We start from the raw sequence: 19564 nt of genomic DNA, 5'->3' as shown, positions 1-19564 counted from the left end.
TGCGCCCATTTTGGTCTGACACTAAATCCTGTTTAAAAGTTCTGGGAGAGTGGGAAGTAGAGAGTGGGAAGTGGGTTTTTAAAGTGGGATTGACAGTTAATCATATTATTAAAAACGGATTTAATATAATTAGCAAAACTAATGATATATATATATATATATATATATGCAAATAATTTATATATATTGACAGTAAAAAGAAACGCCCTTAAGATGCCAACAAAGATTAATTTAATGAATCAAGCTAGACATCCAAGCAGAAGGCATAAGTGGATTTTCCAATACTTCCCCCAATACTTCTAGAAGATGGCTCAAGTCTTTTGGGAGTAGATCAGACTTTGATGGCGACAGCGCCATCTATGCTGGCTCCGACAACGCCAGAGGTGACTCCTCTAGTCACACCTCTCACCCCATCTTCTCCTAGCAATTTTCTTGCTCCCGTGAGCGCGACGGCGAGCGATAACTTAGCTAATCAAAGTGATTCTCTGCTATCAGTCCCATTATTAGTTAATCAAGAGGCTGCTAATTTCTCCTTTTCCGACCAAGATACTTCTTGGACAGGAACCCCTCAAATCAGTCAGTTAGATGATTTAGGCGAGGTTTTATTCGTTCCGGGTAATCCCTCAGAAAGGGTGAATATGGTTGTCCAGTGGACAGTGCGAGAGGCAGATTTTAATAATGAAGTGGGATTCTTTCTGGTGGATGCTTCAGGTCGAGTAGAAGGTATCGCCCCCGGTGAAGAAGGATTCGCCGAGGCCGCTTTAAGCAGTTCCAGCCGACAAACTCTCTTCAATTCGGGTAATCAAGCGGGAAATTGGCGGGAATTCACCGTTGCGGGGGGTAGTCGTCTAGGGTTTTATCTGATTCAGAATAATACCAGCGCTAATTGGTTAGAAAATAATCGACAAAATCAGGGTCAATCGGGGTTAGCTTTTTTCTCCCTGAAAGGAGCTAATCCTGATAACTTTGATCATTCCCAAAGTAGTCATCTTGACCGCGGAATCTGGCGGTTTAACTGGGAAGATTTGACGGGTGGAGGAGATCAAGATTTTAACGATGTTGTTTTTAATATTGCTCAAGCAGGAATTGTCTTACCCGGAGACAAAGGACAGCAGGTTCCCCTCACAGTGGAGGCTGTCAGTGAGGACGCTGATTTTCCAAACGAGATGGGTTATTACCTGGTCGATACGCCGGATGGCGAGATTAATGGGATTAAACCAGGGGATCAGGGTTATTTAGATGCGGCCTTGTCAGGCGATCGCTACCAGGTAATTTTTGCCTCTGGGAAAGCGTTTGATAGTAAAACGTTTAACGTCCCTTCTGGGAAATATCTGGGATGGTATCTAGTCGCTAACGGGACGACAGATCAGGCGATCGCCAAGGGGGAAAATGCCCCGCCGGTTTTCTTTTCCTATGCGGCGGCCAATGAGGATGGTTTGAATCATGTCCATGCTCAACAAGATAGTCAGACTTGGACTTGGGAAGATTTTTGGGGCGGCGGCGATCGCGATTTTAATGATTTAGTGTTTCGGTTCAGTTTTGGGGAACCAATTGGAGAACCGATTCAGTTACCGTCTTTGAGCATTGAAAATACCACAGTGACGGAGGGGAATACAGGAACTCAATCTGCTAATTTTACAGTTCGTTTATCAGCCCCTACAAACACAACAGTAACGGCTCAATTTACGACGACGGATGGAACCGCTCAAGCGGGGAAAGATTATGAATCCTCAACGGGAATTTTGACGTTTGCACCGGGAGAAGTGGAGAAAAAGATCGCAGTTGCTGTCAAGGGCGATACGATTAGCGAGCCGACGGAAACCTTCACGGTCAATTTAACAGGAGTGACCAATGCTATCCTGATTCAAGGTGAGGGAATTGGCACAATTCTGGATAATGATAATTCGGTGAATCCACCTGGTAATAATCCTCCTGTCACCGATGCCGATAAAACTATTACTCTACCAGAAGATAGTCAACCTATCCCCTTAAATATTAATCCACCTACAGATATTGATGGGGATAATTTAACTATTTCTGTCACTCAATTACCAGATAACAGCAAAGGAAGAATCACTTTAGCTGATGGCACAGTTATTAATGTGGGTGATGAGATTTCGATTAATTCTCTAACTTCTTTGCTATACACACCCCTAGCAGATGTTAATGGTAATGGCGGCAATTTTGTTTATACTGTGAGTGATGGTAAAGGGGGGAGTGATAGTCAAACCATTAGTTTTGTCATTAATCCGATTCAAAACCCTGGTAATAATTCTCCGGTAACAGATGCCGATAAAACTATTACTCTACCAGAAGATAGTCAACCTATCCCCTTAAATATTAATCCACCTACAGATATTGATGGGGATAATTTAACTATTTCTGTCACTCAATTACCAGATAACAGCAAAGGAAAAATAACTTTAGGAAATGGTACAATCATTAATATAGGTGATGAGATTTCAATTAATTCTCTAACTTCTTTGCTTTACACACCTCTAGCAGATGTTAATGGTAATGGTGGTAATTTTGTTTATACTGTGAGTGATGGTAAAGGAGGTAGTAGTAGCCAAAAAATTAGTTTTGTCATTAATCCTAGTAACTTAATTGTTTCTGCTGTTCCCTCGAATAATGCTCCTGAATTTACGACTAATCCTGAGTTAGAGATTATTGTCGGGAATGATTATAGTTATAATGCAAATGCCGTTGATGCGGATAATGATACCTTATTCTACTCCCTCTCCCTTGCCCCTGATGGTTTAACCATTGACAATAAGACTGGTGTTTTGAGTTGGAAAGCCCCAACAATCGGCAATTATAACATCTCTATTTCAGTGGAAGATGGTAAAGGGGGAAGGGATACCCAAACTTATAATTTAGGGGTAGTAACCAACGTTATTGATTCTCAACCAAATCGTCCTCCAGTATTCGTTTCCAATCCCGTCGTTTCTGGTAATCTCAACAATGAATATCGTTACGATGCTAATGCGACTGATGCTGATAATGACAATTTAACCTATTCTGTCATCAATGCCCCTAATGGTTTGGTAATCAATCAGAATACTGGTGTTGTTACATTCACTCCCACCGTCTCAGGAGCAACCGAGATAACCTTACAAGTTAATGATGGTAAGGGGGGTATTGCGACTCAGGTTTATACTTTATTGGTATTAGAAGAAGAAACGGATAATTATGCACCTGTCATCATCTCTGAGCCTATTCTTAAAGCTAGTACCAGTCAAAATTATGTTTATGATGTTAATGCGATTGATCCTGATGAGGATAATTTAACCTATTCTTTAGTTGATGCTCCTCAAGGAATGAGCATTGATAATTTAACAGGAGAGATTATCTGGGATACAGAAGGTAAAACTGTTGGTAACTATAATGTTTCTGTTAAGGTTACGGATAATCTTGGGGGTGTGGATACCGAAGAGTTTACTATTGCTTTAAATAATGCTTTATTAGGAACAATTGAAGGTGTTAAATGGGAAGATGCTAATGGTAATGGAATATGGGAGTCAGCTAATTTTGAGGATTTTTCTGTAGATGTATCTTCTTTAATATTGTCTGGAGATACTGCAATCGTAGATAATGCTTTAAGGCTATCATTAAATAGTTTTTACTCATCTGGGAATGCTTTATTAAAAAATCCCTTTAACCTTGTTCGAGATAGTAACCAAAATCTATTATTTTCTACTAACTTCAAATTTTCTATTTCTGAATCTAGCGGTCTTGGCGATGAAGACGGAGAAGGGGCGGATGGTATAGCTTTTATTATCAGTCCAACAGATACCATTGGTAGTGCAGGGGGAGGAATTGGTTATGAAGGCTTAAATAACACTGTTGTTATTGAATTAGATACATTTAATAATGGTAGCCAAGATCAAAATAATGGCAATCATATTGGTATTAATATAAATGGAAATACGACCTCTCTTGTCCAAGCTAATATTCCTACTCGCTTCAATAATGGAGAAATTTGGAATGTTTGGATTGACTATAATGGCTCGTCACAATTACTAGAAGCTAGAGTCTCTCAAGACTCTAATCGCCCTACACAAGCCACTGTTTCCGCAACAGTTAATATTGCTGAAATTCTCGGACAAAATGAGTTTTTTGTCGGTTTTACTTCTGCTACAGGGGCAGGATTAGGAAACCATGATATTCTTTCCTGGACATTTATTAACAATGAACCTGCTTTAGAAGGAATTACCGTCTATCTTGACTCAAATAATAATGGCACTTTTGATAACAATGAGCCTAGTCAAATCACCGATGAAAACGGAAAATATCAATTCACTGGGTTAGAAGCAGGTACTTATTTTGTCAAGGAAGTTATACCCACAGATTATGAACAAACTTCTCCAAATGATAAAGAAAAAATAGTAACAATAGATATTCAAGTTTTAGGAATTAACGATCCTTGGCTGTCAGGAATGCCTGATGGTGCAACAGCTAGTGGGGGAGATATTGCACCTAATCAATCTCCCATACTGGCTTCACAATTACCGATTGTTGCTGGTTCAACTCTTATTTTTGAAGTAACAGGTAGTGTTAATAATGATCCATTTCCATCAGGTTTAACTCCTGATGGTGGTATCTTCTTCTCTCATAGAGAATTAGATGAAAATGGAATTTCTAACCTAACTGCTCCTAGTAATAGTCTAGTTGGTGTATTCTTGACAGATGAACAACCAAATTTAACATCTGCACCTGATGAACTGAACTTTGAAGAAACTGGCAATATTACTAATGGTATTAATTACACAAGTTTATCACCTAAAGTAAAACAAGTTTTCTTTATTGGTAATGGTAAAAATAATGATAGTGTAACTCAGGAAATTATTGTGCCTGAAGGAGCAACAAGGCTGTTTTTAGGCACGATGGATGGATATGCTTGGTATAATAACTACGGATCTTTTGATGTTAATATTACTGCTGAAATTCTTGGCGGTATTAGCTATCACATTGTCGATCTCAAAGCAGGAGAAACCGTTAGCAACATCAACTTTGGTAACATAAAAATTGATCAACCCATACCTAACCAAGCTCCCGTATTCACTAGCACAGCACCCAAAACCGCCCAAATAGGGCAATTATTAACCTATCGAGCTACTGCTACCGATGCCAACAACGACAGATTAACCTATAGTTTACTCAATCAACCTGAAGGTATGGCAGTTGATGCCGAAACTGGTATCTTAATTTGGCAACCGAAACAAAATCAAATCGGCAATAATCGAGTAGTTTTGCGAGTGTCTGACGGTAAAGGAGGCATTGCTAATCAAGAATTTTTCCTGAATACTAAAGGTATTAACACCCCACCGCAAATTATCTCCTCTCCCAACACCGTTGCTCTGATTAATAATACCTATAGCTATGAAGTAAGAGCCACTGATTTTGATAATGATACCCTGACCTATAGCCTGATTAATCCCCCGGAAGGGATGACCATTAATGCCAATACTGGCTTAATAGCATATACCCCTACTAATTTAGGAAAACAAACCGTTGAAATAAAAGTTAGTGATGGTTTTGGTGGGACTAATACCCAATCCTATCAATTACAAGTTTTAGCCACATTAGACAACAATTTACCTAGTATTACCAGCACGCCTAAAATCATCATTGGTGCTGGGGGATTATATCAATATGATGTCGAGGCTAATGATCCCGAAAATACCGCTATTAGCTACAATTTAACGGTTAAACCCAATGGGATGACTATTAATACAAATACAGGTTTAATTACTTGGCAAACTCAAGCAGTAACTAACGGTGATTTTCAAGTTACAGTCACAGCGACGGATGCAGATGGTGGGATTGCCTATCAAAATTACTATATCCGAGTTACTCCTAATCAGGCACCGATTATTAATTCTCAGCCGTTAGAATTAGCTCAATTAGGCGTTACTTACAAATATGATGTTATTGCCAAAGATGCAGATAATGACGCTTTAACCTATAATCTCTTACAAGCGCCTCAAGGTTTAACTATTGATCAATTTGGCCGTATTCGTTGGCAATCTGCATCCCAAAATCAAGGTATTTATCCTGTGACGATTCAAGTCAGCGATGGACGCGGGGGAATCACCACTCAAACTTATAATTTAACCCTTAGCAATAATGATGTTACTAATCCGGTGGTGGAATTAGGCTTTAATAGTAACCTAATTAATATTGGCGAAAGTATTGATTTCCAAGTTCGAGCAAGGGATAATATCGAAGTTAAAACCCTCACTTTAACGGCTAATAAAACCCCGCTAACTCTTAATCCTAATAGTCCCAATGGACAAATTAATACTGCTACTTTTGTCGGTCAAAAAGCAGGAGTTTATCAAATTATTGCTACTGCTACCGATGCGGCCGGTAATCAGGATACAGAAACAATTGAAGTGCGGGTACTTGATCCCAGTGATACCAAAGCACCTGTTATTGAAATTAACAAGACTAACTTAGAAGCCACTCAAGGTATCATCAAGTCACCTACAGATATTATTGCTACCGTCACCGATGATAACCTCGAATTTTATCGAGTGGAAATTGCCCCTGTTGAAGCAGTTGATTTAAGCAATATCGGGGAAAATGATCCAGATTACACTTTATTGACAAAAGGCACTCAAAATATTACTAATCAGCCGGTAGCTACCCTAGATCCTCGTTTGTTGGCAAATGGAAGTTATCTAGTGAAAATTACCGCTTTTGACTTTAGCGGTAATGGTAATGTCCAAGGCGTTATCTTAAACGTGACAGGACAAAATAAACCTGGTGAGTTTTCTCTAGAATATACTGATTTATCTATTCCTTTAACTGGTATTCCCATTGAAATTATCCGTCGTTATAATAGCTTAGAAAGTGCAAGCCAAGGAGATTTTGGCTATGGTTGGGATTTAGGTTTACAAGATGCCAAAATTGTCGAATCCTCCCCCGATGGACGAGATTTAAGTGAGGCTAATTCCGATTTCTTTGGAACTTCTAATACCTTCTCCGTCGGGACACGAGTAACTTTAAATACTCCCGATGGCCGCCGCGTTGGATTTACTTTTAATCCTGTACCAGTTTCTGCTAGTTTCTTCGGTGCAATTTATGCTCCTAGCTTTACTCCCGATGCTGGTGTATTTGATAAATTGGAAGTAGAAAACACTCCGTTAAGTATTCGTAGTAATGGTACAGTAGGAGCCTTTCTCTTTAGTTTCTTGGGTTATAATCCCTCGCAATATAAATTAACCACCAAAGACGGCACGGTTTATAAGTATGATCAGAATTTTGGTTTAATTGATGTCACCGACAGAAATGGCAATAAATTAACCTTCTCCGATGAGGGTATTATTAGCTCAACGGGTGCTGAAATTGACTTTATTCGAGATGCTCAAGGTCGCATTACTGAAATTATCGATCCTGATGGTAAATCTATTAAATATGTTTATGATAGCAACGGTGATTTAATTGAGGTGATTGACCGCACTAATAACACCACCGAGCTAGTTTATGATGACCCCAATCGTCAACACTTCTTAACAGAAATTATTGATCCCTTGGGACGCAGTGCGACTCGTACTGAATATGACGAAAATGGACAAATCAGCAAAATTATTGACGCTAACGGTAATGAATTAAATATCACCTTTGATAATGCTACTAATAGCCAAACTGTTAAAGATCCTTTTGGTAAGACTATTACCCGGGTGTTTGACGCTCAAGGTAATGTTATTCAAGAAGTTGATCAATTAGGGGGTATTACTTTACGCACTTACGATGAAGATAATAACCTGTTAAGTGAAACCGATCCCGAAGGTAATATCACCAGTTATACTTATGATAGTCGAGGAAATAAGCTGACAGAAACCGATGGGGAAGGTAACAAGAAAACCTTTACTTATAACCAAAGTAACGACATCTTGACAGAGACTACTGCTTTAGGTTTTGTCACCACTTACACCTATGATAATAACGGTAATCTCACCAAACGGAAAGACACAGAAGGTAATGTTACTGAATATAAATATGACTCCTTGGGACTTTTAACTACTGTCACCGATGCTAATGGTAAAATTAGTAACTTTAAGTATGATAATCGTGGTAACTTAACTGAATTAACCGATCCTACGGGAGCAAAAACCACCTTTACCTATGATAGTAATGGACGAGTAGCCAGTGTTACTGATGCTTTAGGTGCTATTACTAATTATATCTATGATGCTCAAGGGCGCTTGATTGAAAAAGCTGATCCTGAAGGGAGTAGTTGTGGTTGTGCAAGGGGTATTACTAAAACCGAATATAACGCCGCTGGGGAAAAAGTAGCAGAAATAGACGCATTAGGAAGACGCACAGAATACCGTTATAATGATCGTGGTTTATTAATTGAAACCATCTTACCTGATAGCACTCCTGATAATTTAATCGATAATCCTCGCACCAAAAATGAATACGACGCTTTAGATCGTTTAACGGGTTTTATTGATGAATTAGGACGTAAAACGATTTATGTTTATGACGCATTAGGGCGAGAAATTGAAGTAATTTATCCTGATAGTACCCCTGACAATTTAACCGATAATCCCCGCACTAAGAAAGAATACGATAAAGCCTGGCGAAAAATTGCCCAAATTGACGAATTGGGTAATCGTACCGAATATGACTATGATAAGAGCGATCGCCTTTTAACTGTTACTAATGCCCTGAATCAAATTACTAGCTATACTTATGATGCAGACGGGCGACAAATTGCCAAAACAGATGCGTTAGGGCGCATCACTGAGTATGATTATGATGATCTTGATCGCCTCCTTACCACAACTTATGCTAATAATGCGGTAATGACTACCACTTATGATCCTTTAGGACGAGTGATAGCAGAAAAGGATTTAGCAGGAAATACCACTAACTATGAATATGACACTTTAGGAAGACTAACGGCGGTAATTGATGCTTTAAATCAACGTACCGAGTATAAATACGACTTAGTAGGTAACTTAATTGAGCAAAAAGACGCAAATGGTAATATTACTAAATTTGAATATGACAGTTTACGCCGTCTAAAAGCTACCATCTTACCTGGTGGACAACGTAACGAGACAATCCACGATAAAATCGGTAATTTAATCAAAGTAACTGACTTTAATGGAGCAGTCACCACCTATAAATATAATGAGCGTAATTGGTTAACCGAAAAATCCTTCTCTGATGGTACACCTACGGAAACTTTTACCTATACCTTAACGGGGGAATTAGCTACCGTTATCGATAATCGAGGGGTGACAAATTATGTTTATGATGAGCGTGACAGGTTAATTAGTCGCACCGAACCAGATAACCGCACTATTAGCTATAGTTATGACAAAGCTAGTAATATTCTTACCTTAACTGTACCTTCTGGCACAACTAACTATACCTATGACAAACTGAATCGTATTGATACCGTCAAAGATGCGGATAACGGAGTAACAGACTACGATTATGATGCGGTGGGTAATTTAATTAAAACCGTCTTCCCCAATGGGGTGACAGAAAATCAACAATATGACTTGTTAAACCGCTTAACCTACCTCGAAAACCGCAACTCTACGGGTATTATTTCTAGTTATACCTATACCCTAGATGCGATGGGTAATCGGGTAAAAGTGGTAGAAAATGATGGTCGTACAGTGGAGTACACCTATGACAATCTCTATCGCTTAACTCAAGAGAAAATTACTGACACTGTAGCAGGGAACAAAACGATTACTTATAGTTTTGATGCAGTAGGAAATCGTTTAGAAAAAGTCGATTCAGTGGCAGGTAAAACTACCTATACCTATGATAAAAACGACAAATTATTAAAAGAAATCCTTGGCGGAAATGTTACCCAATATCAATACGATGAGGAGGGTAATCTCCTTGCTAAGGTAGAAGATGGCGCAACTACCACTAATTATGAGTGGAATACTAAGGGTGAATTAACGGCGGTAGAAGTCACGGAAAATGGCGAAACAGGACGCATTGAGTTTGAATATGATCACAATGGTATCCGAGTAGCAATTAATGTGGATGGTGAGGTGACTCACTTCTTAATCGATAACAATCAACAGCAATACGCCCAAGTGATTGAGGAATATCAAACTAATGGTACAGTTAATACTACCTATACTCACGGTTGGGATTTAATCTCTCAAGATGACGGGACAAATCGGATTTACTATCAAGTGGATGGTTTAGGTAGCACTCGTTTGATGACGGGTAATGACGGGGCTGTAGTAGTAGAATATGATTATGATGCTTATGGTAATTTAACTCGTAAAGTCGGGGATGCGGAGAATAATTATCTGTTTGCTGGTGAGCAGTTTGATGAGGCAGTGGATGGTTATTATTTACGAGCAAGGTATTATGATCCTAATACAGGACGTTTTGCTTCCACTGATCCTTTTGAAGGTTACAATAATCAACCGATAACCTTGCATGATTATTTATATGCTGGGGTGAATCCCGTAAATGCGATCGATCCTAGTGGGGAAGTCTCATTTATTGAATACAAAATTTTATACACTGCTTTTGCCATTGGATTACTAAAGGTTTGTGGGGGTTTACCTGGTGGTTTTAATTTACTATTTTTGAGCCCTATTCGGTATGCATTTTTAGCTGGCATAATTGTTGGCAAGCTCCTCTGTTAATAGCTCTTGTAGGGTGCGTTAGGCGGCGATTATCTCTGATAAAAAACTGAAATTAACAATCCGCCGTAACGCACCAACTTCATCATTAAATTGGTGCGTTACGCTTTCGCTAACGCACCCTACTGGACTACTGGACTGTTTCAGCTAATTTGGTGTATTAGAAAATTGCTATAGATTTTACAATCTAAGACTTTAAGCCGAAATCTATTGCCCTATTTTAGCTGAAACAGTCCACTACGATTTATGTTTTTGTTTGCGGCGATAATCTCTGATAAAAAACTAAATCAACAATCGGCTGTAACACATCAACTTCATTATTAAATTGGTGCGTTACGCTATCGAATGGCGCACCCTGCGAGAATTGATAATTAAATTATTCATCCCAAATTGCTGTTGGTATTTCTTTAATCCCATCGCTCCCCCAATTAGGCGGATAAATTCCCTGAGCGATAAACCGATGGATGCTCGAAAACTGCCAATCTTGCGGATTCGCACATAATCCATGTTTTACGGGATTATTATGAATATAATCACAATGCAGAGCAAAATCTCTTTCATCTCGAAGCAAATGTTCCCAATAGCGACGCTGCCAAAGATTGCTCTCTCTGCGCTTTATTCGTGACTGAGAAACTTCTCGATTAATACCTAATTGTTCTGCATAATGCTTGGTGACATACGTTTTAATCAATCGCAATCTCATAGAAAAATCCTTATCTTCTGGTGGCAAAGTTAACAAACAATGAAAATGATCTGGCAACAAAACAAAAGCATCAATTAAAAAAGGATGTTTTTCTCTTACCTTTTGAAGAGCTTCTCTGAGAGCCTTCCGTCCAATTTCACTACAGAGCCAGGGTTCACGTTGATAAGTAACTTGGGTGATAAAATAAGTACCACCAGAAACATTAGGTCTTCTATAATTAGGCATTATTCTATCTTTAATATATCTGGTGGGTGGTGCGTTACGACGGATTGCTAATCCTATAGCGGTGTGCAGTCGTATGAAGTACAGTGTCACGAGCTATAAACCATGCTAGGCAAGGCTTGGTCTGTATCTCACTCAAGCGCTTACCGCTATAAGTAAGAGCAGAGATTGTTGCCGTCTAACGCACCCTACTGGACTGTTTCAGCTAAAATAGGGCAATAGATTTCGGCTTAAAGTCTTAGATTATAGAATTTCTAGCATTTTTCTAATACACCAAATTAGCTGAAACAATCCACTACATTTTACTACTTTCGTTGCTGACTATTGACTCATAGAGCAACTATCGCTAACACACCCTACGAATTAGTGCGATCGCCGATCTTGTAGGTTGGGTTGAGGAACGAAACCCAACATTATCTGTATTATCATAATTAATAAAACATCTAAGGGAATTTTCATGAAAGCAGAGTTTACCGCCATCATTGAGGCAGCAACAGAAGGAGGATATTGGGCGATTTGTCCTGAAGTGCCTGGTGCGAATGGTCAAGGGGAAACCATTGAAGAAGCCAAAGAAAGCTTAAAAAGTGCTATTCAACTAATTTTTGAAGATCGTTTAGCTGATATTCGTCGAGGACTACCGAAAGAGGCGATCGAGGAGACAATTTCCATTCCATGAAACGTCAAGAATTAGAAAAAAAGTTGCGGAAAGCTGGTTGTTATCTTAAGCGAGAGGGTGCATCTCATTCTCTTTGGATTAACCCTCAAACTGGGGTGATTGAAGCTGTACCACGACATACAGAAATCAAAGAATTTTTAGCACAAAAAATTCTCAGAAACCTGAATGCCCAATAGTGCGATGCCGAAGGTACTGCCTAGCAGTACGCCGATCTTGTAGGGTGAGTGTTTGTGGCGATAATCTCTGTTAAAAAAACAAAATCAACAATCCGCGCCCCGCGCACCAACTTTATCATTCTGTGTTACCGAATAAGATATAATTGGGAAGGTGAAAATAGCGCAATCACCGATCTGGTAGGGTGCGTTCCCTGAAACCTTTGCGACTGCGACATGATTTGATATTGGGGAACGCACCACCCTTAAGGTTATGGTTACGGTGTTGGGGGTTTGGGAAGGAGAATTTAGATTAAAATAGATAACAGATAATTAGCAAAGTCTGCTCATAATGCCGAATATTATCTGGTCGGATTACTTACAATATCGAGCCAAACTGAGAGGATTTGAACTTGCTAAAATAGAAGAGATTCTCAAATACTCTGGAGAAAGGTACTACGATACTGAAACGGGTCGTCTTATTGCCGTAGGTAAGCATGATAATCGTTTAGTAATTATTCCTTATGAATACGATGATAATTTTATAACTCCTGTCACGATTCATGCGACAACACGCCAACAAATTTGATTTCGCCTAACAACTGGGAGATCTACTATCCATGAGTAACCCTAAAATGAGATACTTTGAACAAGAAGACATTCTTTATTTAACTATTTCTGATGAACCAGAAGCTAAAAGTGTAGAAATTAATCCAAATATTACCGCTGAACTTAATGATTTAGGAGAATTAATTGGCCTAGAGATTACCAATGCTAGTTCTTTTATCCGAGATTCAATTTTAGAGTCAACCCAAGGAAAAATATTAAATTTGTCCGCCCAATGACTTATTGAGTGCGATGCCGAAGGCACTGCGTAGCAGCACACCGATCTTTTAGGGTGCGTTAGACGGCGATAATCTTTGATAAAAAACTCAAATTAACAATCCGCCGTAACACATCAACTTCATTATTAAATTGGTGCGTTACGCTATCGAATGGCGCACCCTACGATTTATGTTTTTGTTTGAGCGCGATCGTTTATAATCAAAATATCATTATTTTAGAGTAAAAGAAAAATGCGTAAACAGACCATTCAATATACATCATCTTTAGATGCTTTGATTGCTGTTGCCAAGCGACTTAGCGTCTATGAGAACCAACATAAAATGGATTCCGAAGATTTTTATAACGAATACAATCAGGGAATATTGTCAGATGATATAATATTTATAGAATGGGCAAACGATTATCGTCATTACCTTGCTTTGCGTCAAGAATTAGAACAAAGATTAAATCATGCTGCTTAAACTTTTATCTGATTACCTCAATCAAGTAGAGCAAGCAATTGTGCAGTGTGAAAATGCTTATGTAGAACCTTATCAAGAAGAAATACTGACATCACAAAGAGCTAATTTAAGAATTAGGTTGCGTTTCAAGCAGACCCATTTATTGGAAATAAACAAAGCTATAGTAATCACAGACAATTACTTAGAACTCCTAGATTATCGTTACCATTTCCAAGATGAAAAAAACAACCTAGTTTTTCGCTATGATAGTACCCCTCACTTTCCCAATATTTCTACTTTTCCCCATCACAAGCATTTACCAAACGATGTAATTAGTTGTCACAAACCTGAAATTACTCAAGTCTTAAAAGAAGCAACAGAGTTATTGAGGTAAATAAAACGTATTTAATGCGATCGCTGATCGGGTAGATTGCGTTAGGCGGCAATCCCAAAAGTAGGGGCGCAAAGAACTTGCACCCTCTGGATATCACGGTCATTCCCCTGACGGTGGCTTCTAGCGGAACATTGCCCGCAGGGAACTGGAGATTTGATTGGCTACCCGTGCGGCCACCAATCCCGAAAGGGCAGCGACTACCACTGTAGCAAGGCAGGTTAGCTGGGCTGCCCCCGGACCACCCACCCCCAGTACCATCGCCATGGCGGTCAAAGGTAGGCGATAGCCGCCAGCAATACCGGCCGCTGCCCCCGCCGCACCGGCCAGATCCCCCGAAATCTCAAAGGTGGTGGCGAACACCCGGCCACTGAGGTCGCCGATCGCCAGAAAAGGGACAAACACGCCGCCACAGCCCCCGGCTAAAACCGCAGCGGTGGTAGCCGCAGCCCGGAGCAGAGCTACTGCCAACAGGTGGTAAGGAGTTGTTTCAGTGTTTTCGGCCCAGACGATAGCGGCTCCCCCTGGTCCAAAAGCCGCTGCGGGGGTCGCCACCTGTCCGATCACGATCGCCAAGAACAGCATCATCAGGCTACCAATGAGGAGACGAGTGGCGGGCCTGTCCCGCAAGCCTCTGGCCCAGTAGATCGCCTCACCGGTGAGGGCTGTAATCGTGCCAGCGATCGCTCCGATCAACAAAGTGGCAGCCACCGCATCCCCGAAGTCAGTCGGGGCAACCTGCGGCACCACCAGCCGGATCAGTTGCAGCTTAAAGGCAGCGTTGACTCCCCATCCCACCAGTCCCCCTGCTAACATCGCCGCTGCCCGCTCCGGGGTGATCGGAACCTGGCGTCGCTGACTCAACTCAAACATAAAAAAGCTGCCCACCAGAGGGATTCCCATCAAGGCAGAAACGCTTGCCGCACCGCCACCGATGGCCAGGGGCCGCACCAGTTGACCCAGGGCTGGATTTATGGTACCCAACCAGGTTCCCGTCGCCACGCCAATATGAGCCGCCGGTGATTCTGTTCCCATGGGCGCACCCAGTCCAACAGTGGAGAGGATGGCCAAGGCGCGTAACGGTGCTAGATTCCAGGGGAAGCGCTCTTCGGCACCGGATGCGTTAACCACGTCACCGGTCAGATCGGCGCGAGCAATGTCATGGGGGAAGGAGTACCAGTCCATGAGAGAACCCCAGCGGCCAGAGGCAGTCGCCCCGCGGGGAGCTAAGGTCTGCACAGGTTGGCCTCTACCCAGTCCAAACAGGACTAGCACTGCTAAGGTAACGCCCACCAGAGGCAGCAGCAGTAGCCAGACGTTGCCTAGGTTAGAGGCAATTCTGAGGGTTTGCTTAATTGCTTCAGTCAGCAGTACCGCGGCCAGAGAACCGATCAAACCGCCGAGCAGACCAGCAACGGCCCATGGGCTTACCCTGGTTAAGAGAAGTTGTAGTTTGTTATTTAGCATCGCGCAAGGAAAGTTAAGTTTTTATTGTTCTGATAGCCAGTCCATTTGAGTAGTCATGCAAAACACCCTGAAAGTTTTTACTATATACTAGGTCGTTTCGATGCGGCGGTTCTCTCTCGGCAGACTCCCACTCCCCCTCAACAGGAGAATTAATTGCCGGATTCTCTTGTCTCGTGCCAAGGTTCCATCTTGCAATGAGAAAAGTGAGCGCCTCCCTTCCTTCCCCGCGTTACAAGGGAAATCCTTGCAACGCAGTACACTACCTCTTGCCTCTTGCCTTTTGCCTATTGCCTATCCCAACCAAGAAATTAATTTTACACGACTACTTAATAGTGACGTGGAGTATAAACCCATTGCTTGGTTTTACCTTGCTCAATCAGGCGAGTTTTGCTCGATCCGATCAAAATTATGGTTCGCATATCCGCATCGTTAATAGTCATATCCTCTAGGAATTTCACCGTCACTGTTTCTCCTTTTCGCCCTAAATTACGCGCTAATACCACGGGAGTTTGCGGCGATCGCCATTGTAATAAAATCTCTTTTGCCTTCTCCAATTGCCAAGTGCGCTCTTGAGACACAGGATTATAAAATGCGATCGCTAAATCAGCTCGGGCCGCTAACTCAATGCGCTGAGAAATCACCTGCCAAGATTTGAGAATATCCGATAGGGAAATCGCACAAAAATCATGGCCTAAAGGTGCGCCAACCCTGGCGGCCGCCGCTTGCATGGCCGAAATCCCCGGACAGATCTGAATGGCGATCGCATCCCATGCCGGTTTTGCTTTTTTTTCTAATACCTCAAACACGGCCGCGGCCATGGCATAAATTCCCGGATCTCCAGAGGAAACTAAGACAACCGATCGCCCCTTAGCCGCTAAATCTAAGGCCATTTCTGCGCGATCGAGTTCCACCCGATTATCCGATTCATGGCGGACAATTTCTGGTGTTCGCAGGGATTCTACCAAATCCAAATAGGTTTTATAACCCAGCCAATCCGTGGCTTTTTCCAACACTTCTCGAACTTCCGGCGACATCCAATTTAGCGCCCCCGGTCCAGTTCCAACTATGGCTAATTTACCTTGACTTTCCTGGTCCAAATCCCCCAGAGGTAAACTGGATTTTTCCTTAATTTGCTGGCTTTCCTCCCACAGATAAACTAAACAGTCACTGCTAGGTTTTGCCAAGTTTAAGTTATTTTTATCGGTAATCTCAATGCTCAGTTTTGCCGCCGATGAAATCGGTAAATTACTATTTTTTAACCAGTCCGCTTCACCGATTAATTTTACTTTTTCACCCGCCAATAAATCGGCAAGAAACTTCTTAGCATCATCGGGATTAACTAACTGATAACCCGGTGGTGGCGATAATAAGGTCGTTTTAAATCTAATATCACCAGTCGTAGTAATTGCGGGGGAAATTTGCCAAACCGAGGCAATTTGACGAGCGAGATCATTAACCCCTTGCAAACCACCCAACAAAGGCACTACGGCGCTGCCATCTTCTGCGATTGCTAATACAGGTGGTTCTTGCCATTTATTAGTTAATAAAGGTGCTAAGGTGCGAATTAAAATACCCGCCGCACAAATGCCAATAATTGGCGTTCCCATCTGGAAAAATTCTCGCACCGTTTCACCAAAATTAGTATAGGTAAAATCAGCCGAATGGGTACGATCTATTAACCCATAAACCACTGCTTCCGGTAGGGCTATTTGCACTTGACGAGCCACGGGGATACTGGTTTCTCCTAAAATCAGAATAGCTGGAGGTTTCATTTAGCTTCCCCCGACTGCGCTGCGGTTAACTTTTGGATAAATTCTTGATGTTCTACCGAGTTAATTCCAGCTTTTAAGATGTCTAACACCCGTGACATATTGCCGTTGAGCATGGCTGAAACATCTAACCACAAACCCGGAAATACTAGAGAGCAAATCACCCCTTCTTGGTTGGGTAACAAAGAAATATAATCGCCATTTTCTAAACTAAACCAATCAATTTTTTGGTCAAATACCTGCCAAACAAGGTATTCTTGAATACCACTGCGTCGATAAGCACGTTTTTTATCCCCTAAATCTATGGCGGCACTACTAGCGGCAATTTCTACCACTAATTCCGGCGCTCCTTCTAGGTATCCCTCTACAGTTAGGGTTGATTTTCCCCCGCTTTCTTGACTAATTAATAACACCCCATCCGGCTGTAGTTCGTTGTCGATATCCAAGCGAACGGTTGGCTCAATACCCATTTGTACTTGGGGGGTAGCAGCTTGATAAACTCCCAACCAAGTGATTAAACGTCCGTGGGGTTCAGCATGAAATTTAAACCTTAATGGGGATGCCATATACACAACTCCTTCGATCAGTTCGGCTTTTTTTAATCCTGGCATAGCTTGATAACGGCGCTCGAATTCGGGACGAATTAAGCGATCCCCATTTTCTAACGGGGGTAAATGTTGAGTGGTTACAGCCTGAGAATTTAAGGATTTAGCCAGGGAAGAAGTCATGGTGGCAGTCTTTGGGAACAAAACAGCATTGATTTTATTATAGATTGTTTTATTGGACTTCTTGAGGGATTTAATTTTTAACTGAAATTTTCCCAGAAGTCCTGCGCTTTTAGCAATGGTATGAATGGCGACCAACAGATAGACAATTACCCAAAACTATAGCATTTATCTTAGTGGTGAGGTACAAAGTTTTCGTTTTGGGAAGTCGGTAGTCGATACCAAATTAGGTTACACTTCATCTAGTATGAGAAACGCTATCATAACTGATATAGCGCACCTAAATGAAATGTAAACGTCCTCTGGTTGCCGTCAAGCGACACCCGACTTCTCGAGCCTACCCATTCACGAATCAATTAGGCAGACGATAACTGATAACCGATAACTGATAACTGATAATGTTGGTTCCCCTTACCCGTCAATCGATCGAGCAAATTGTCCCGATTATCGCCACAGGCCCCCAGTACGCTCACTATTGGGGTAAATGGTCTGATTTTCTGCGTCGTTTATTCATTTCTGTCATCGCTCTCACCGCAGCTTGGTTAATCGGTAATTTATTCGGCCCTGGTGGATTAACGATTAAACTGATTTTCGACATTATCGCCGGTTTATATTGGCTCTGGGGTCCGGTTTATTGGGCCAGTGTTCGCAATAATACCTATCGTCGTCTTCCCTACGGGGGGTTTTGGCGCGGTCGCGTTTTCGATGCTTTTGTTACCGAGGAATTAATCGGGGAAGAAGAAAGGGTCAATAAACGCGGGGAATTAGAGATTATCGAAAATCGCCAACGCTGTATTAATCTAGAAATCGGTGATCAAACTGGCTTTTCGGCGATCGTTCGCGCTCCCCTCAAACGCATCCATAAATCGATCCGTCCCGGGATGGTGGCCGAAGCTTTGTTAATGTCTCGAGAACCCGATTTAGGGGATATCAATCAGCTTTCTGATGTCCATCTTCCCCAACTCGACCAGTGGATAGGGGAATATCCTGTGCTGCGACGGGATATTTTTCAGCAAGTTAGTCGCGAATTGGGAGGGGGAAAAGAACCCCGGCCAAAACCTTCTCGTTATTCTAATAATGTCATCCGAAGACGCAAAACCCGTTAATTTGTCGGCGATCTTTGAAACGATGCTGGTTTCCCGGTCATCAATGAATCATAATTTACAGATTTTGGCTAATTTAATCCTTGTTTTTGCTGTTTTTGAACCATCAAAAATTAATTATGCAAGAGGTTCAATATAATGTTAATTGAGCTTAGAAGGAGATAAATCGATGACGGCATCCTATGAGCAAGACTTTGGACTTTGGGCCGAACAAATGGCCGATTTATTAGCTTCTGGTCGGTTTTCCGAGTTAGATATTGAGAATTTAGTCGAAGAGGTGCGAGATTTGTCGAAACGGGAGCGCGATCGCTTACTTGCTAGTCTCAGATTAATTTTGCATCATTTATTAAAGTGGGACTATCAACCTCAACGGCGATCCAGGGGTTGGTTGGGAACTATTCAGCGAGAAAGAGCTAATATTAGG

The 19564-nt window shown here is 41.5% G+C and carries 13 protein-coding genes; 9 read left to right on the top strand and 4 right to left on the bottom strand.

Translation table 11 applies throughout. The features are described 5' to 3' along the window. Window positions 1-341: 341 nt before the first annotated feature. Window positions 342-10649 carry a putative Ig domain-containing protein gene (locus IM473_RS05135; RefSeq protein ID WP_287690371.1) on the top strand — a complete coding sequence of 3436 codons (10308 nt, stop codon included), beginning with the start codon at window positions 342-344 and terminating at the stop codon, window positions 10647-10649. A gap of 373 nt (window positions 10650-11022) precedes the next feature. On the opposite strand, the gene IM473_RS05130 is transcribed toward IM473_RS05135, so the two are convergent. After that, entirely contained in the window at window positions 11023-11574 is a 552-nt protein-coding gene (locus tag IM473_RS05130) for an REP-associated tyrosine transposase (protein ID WP_046661998.1), read from the bottom strand. A gap of 454 nt (window positions 11575-12028) precedes the next feature. Here IM473_RS05130 and IM473_RS05125 point away from each other — a divergent pair, with 454 nt between their 5' ends. The 6 genes from IM473_RS05125 (at window position 12029) to tumE (ending at window position 14079) form a co-directional block, all read left to right on the top strand. Continuing rightward, complete coding sequence (locus tag IM473_RS05125) at window positions 12029-12247, top strand: type II toxin-antitoxin system HicB family antitoxin (RefSeq protein ID WP_046661997.1); 219 nt, start codon at window positions 12029-12031, stop codon at window positions 12245-12247. Then, window positions 12244-12423, top strand: a complete 180-nt coding sequence (locus tag IM473_RS05120; RefSeq protein WP_002782277.1) for a type II toxin-antitoxin system HicA family toxin — start codon at window positions 12244-12246, stop codon at window positions 12421-12423. The genes IM473_RS05125 and IM473_RS05120 overlap by 4 nt, the downstream gene beginning before the upstream one ends. Before the next feature lie 328 nt (window positions 12424-12751). Further along, window positions 12752-12988, top strand: a complete 237-nt coding sequence (locus IM473_RS05115; protein ID WP_287660368.1) for a hypothetical protein — start codon at window positions 12752-12754, stop codon at window positions 12986-12988. A 46-nt stretch (window positions 12989-13034) separates the two neighbouring features. Further along, window positions 13035-13244, top strand: a complete 210-nt coding sequence (locus IM473_RS05110; RefSeq protein WP_287690370.1) for a DUF2283 domain-containing protein — start codon at window positions 13035-13037, stop codon at window positions 13242-13244. Window positions 13245-13475: 231 nt separating this feature from the next. Next, on the top strand, window positions 13476-13706 hold the full coding sequence (gene tumA, locus IM473_RS05105) for an antitoxin TumA (protein ID WP_002804003.1): 231 nt from the start codon (window positions 13476-13478) through the stop codon (window positions 13704-13706). After that, window positions 13696-14079, top strand: a complete 384-nt coding sequence (gene tumE / locus IM473_RS05100; protein WP_287660366.1) for a toxin TumE — start codon at window positions 13696-13698, stop codon at window positions 14077-14079. The genes tumA and tumE overlap by 11 nt, the downstream gene beginning before the upstream one ends. 120 nt (window positions 14080-14199) lie before the next feature. Here tumE and IM473_RS05095 read toward each other — a convergent pair whose 3' ends face one another. From IM473_RS05095 to IM473_RS05085, 3 genes are all read right to left on the bottom strand, one after another. Further along, window positions 14200-15543 (bottom strand): chloride channel protein, encoded by a 1344-nt coding sequence (locus IM473_RS05095; RefSeq protein WP_287660365.1) that lies wholly within the window; start codon window positions 15541-15543, stop codon window positions 14200-14202. A 326-nt stretch (window positions 15544-15869) separates the two neighbouring features. Beyond that, a complete protein-coding gene (gene cobJ / locus IM473_RS05090) occupies window positions 15870-17315 on the bottom strand; it encodes a precorrin-3B C(17)-methyltransferase (protein ID WP_287660364.1) in 1446 nt (481 codons plus the stop codon). Continuing rightward, on the bottom strand, window positions 17312-18040 hold the full coding sequence (locus IM473_RS05085; protein WP_287660363.1) for a Uma2 family endonuclease: 729 nt from the start codon (window positions 18038-18040) through the stop codon (window positions 17312-17314). Before IM473_RS05085 ends, cobJ begins: the two co-directional genes overlap by 4 nt. Before the next feature lie 395 nt (window positions 18041-18435). On the opposite strand from IM473_RS05085, the gene IM473_RS05080 reads away from it, so the two are divergent. Together IM473_RS05080 and IM473_RS05075 are read left to right on the top strand one after the other, a co-directional pair. Further along, window positions 18436-19143, top strand: a complete 708-nt coding sequence (locus IM473_RS05080; RefSeq protein ID WP_287660362.1) for a DUF8619 family protein — start codon at window positions 18436-18438, stop codon at window positions 19141-19143. Window positions 19144-19309: 166 nt separating this feature from the next. Further along, on the top strand, window positions 19310-19564 hold a 255-nt coding region (locus IM473_RS05075; RefSeq protein ID WP_287657273.1), incomplete at its 3' end, for a DUF29 domain-containing protein.

It is taken from the genome of Microcystis sp. M015S2, assembly GCF_020245945.1.
Taxonomy (GTDB): Bacteria; Cyanobacteriota; Cyanobacteriia; order Cyanobacteriales; family Microcystaceae; genus Microcystis.
This window is presented reverse-complemented; position numbering and strand designations above follow the sequence as displayed.

Excerpts from the sequence above, each read along its gene's own strand:
- IM473_RS05135 (WP_287690371.1), top strand. The coding sequence starts at position 342 with ATGGCGACAGCGCCATCTATGCTGGCTCCGACAACGCCAGAGGTGACT.
- IM473_RS05130 (WP_046661998.1), bottom strand. The coding sequence starts at position 11,574 with ATGCCTAATTATAGAAGACCTAATGTTTCTGGTGGTACTTATTTTATC.
- IM473_RS05125 (WP_046661997.1), top strand. The coding sequence starts at position 12,029 with ATGAAAGCAGAGTTTACCGCCATCATTGAGGCAGCAACAGAAGGAGGA.
- IM473_RS05120 (WP_002782277.1), top strand. The coding sequence starts at position 12,244 with ATGAAACGTCAAGAATTAGAAAAAAAGTTGCGGAAAGCTGGTTGTTAT.
- IM473_RS05115 (WP_287660368.1), top strand. The coding sequence starts at position 12,752 with ATGCCGAATATTATCTGGTCGGATTACTTACAATATCGAGCCAAACTG.
- IM473_RS05110 (WP_287690370.1), top strand. The coding sequence starts at position 13,035 with ATGAGATACTTTGAACAAGAAGACATTCTTTATTTAACTATTTCTGAT.
- tumA (WP_002804003.1), top strand. The coding sequence starts at position 13,476 with ATGCGTAAACAGACCATTCAATATACATCATCTTTAGATGCTTTGATT.
- tumE (WP_287660366.1), top strand. The coding sequence starts at position 13,696 with ATGCTGCTTAAACTTTTATCTGATTACCTCAATCAAGTAGAGCAAGCA.
- IM473_RS05095 (WP_287660365.1), bottom strand. The coding sequence starts at position 15,543 with ATGCTAAATAACAAACTACAACTTCTCTTAACCAGGGTAAGCCCATGG.
- cobJ (WP_287660364.1), bottom strand. The coding sequence starts at position 17,315 with ATGAAACCTCCAGCTATTCTGATTTTAGGAGAAACCAGTATCCCCGTG.
- IM473_RS05085 (WP_287660363.1), bottom strand. The coding sequence starts at position 18,040 with ATGACTTCTTCCCTGGCTAAATCCTTAAATTCTCAGGCTGTAACCACT.
- IM473_RS05080 (WP_287660362.1), top strand. The coding sequence starts at position 18,436 with ATGTTGGTTCCCCTTACCCGTCAATCGATCGAGCAAATTGTCCCGATT.